The organism is Paenibacillus roseus (assembly GCF_016424485.1).
Taxonomy (GTDB): Bacteria; Bacillota; Bacilli; order Paenibacillales; family Paenibacillaceae; genus Paenibacillus_D; species Paenibacillus_D roseus.
On the sequence record NZ_JAELUP010000086.1, the window covers coordinates 1 to 531 of the forward strand.

The 531-nt window shown below is 46.9% G+C and carries 1 protein-coding gene; it reads left to right on the plus strand.

The window, feature by feature from the left end:
- Window positions 1–139 precede the first annotated feature (139 nt).
- Window positions 140–531, plus strand: a 392-nt coding sequence (locus JFN88_RS15495; RefSeq protein WP_233167914.1) for a helix-turn-helix domain-containing protein, incomplete at its 3' end; no start/stop codon positions are given.

A 531-nucleotide genomic window follows, 5' to 3' on the forward strand; every position in this document is an offset into this window, starting at 1 on the left:
ATAGTTACTGTGCAAGTCAATAAATCTGGTGACGACCAGTTGACATCGAACAGGTAAGGCTACGTGTCGGGCTAGCCGCCTTTCCTACTCCACAGGCGCTTAGTGGCGGCATAACAGCACAAGAAGGAAGGAATTGCATATGAAAACGAAGTACAACGACTTCTGGTTGACTAAGAACACCAAACCTGCTAATGCGTATATGGACGAAGTTGCCAAGGAGAGCAACTTTACAGGACAGCATAAGGGATATACCATCCTGCCGCATAAAATTCATCGGTGCTACGGTCTAAGTCCGTATGAGAAGCTGATTCTCGTCGATATTGTCGCGTATATGAGCGACAAGAGCCAGTGCTACCCCACCATTGAGATGATTGCCCGAAATCTGGGATGCAGTTCCAAGTCTGTAGAGCGGCATATTGCCACACTGGCAGAGAAAAAGCTGATTCTCATCAGCCAGAGCAAGAATAATACGTACTACCTGCCGAACTATCTTCACGTTCATCCATACTTGCTTGTGTCAGAGAAGACACA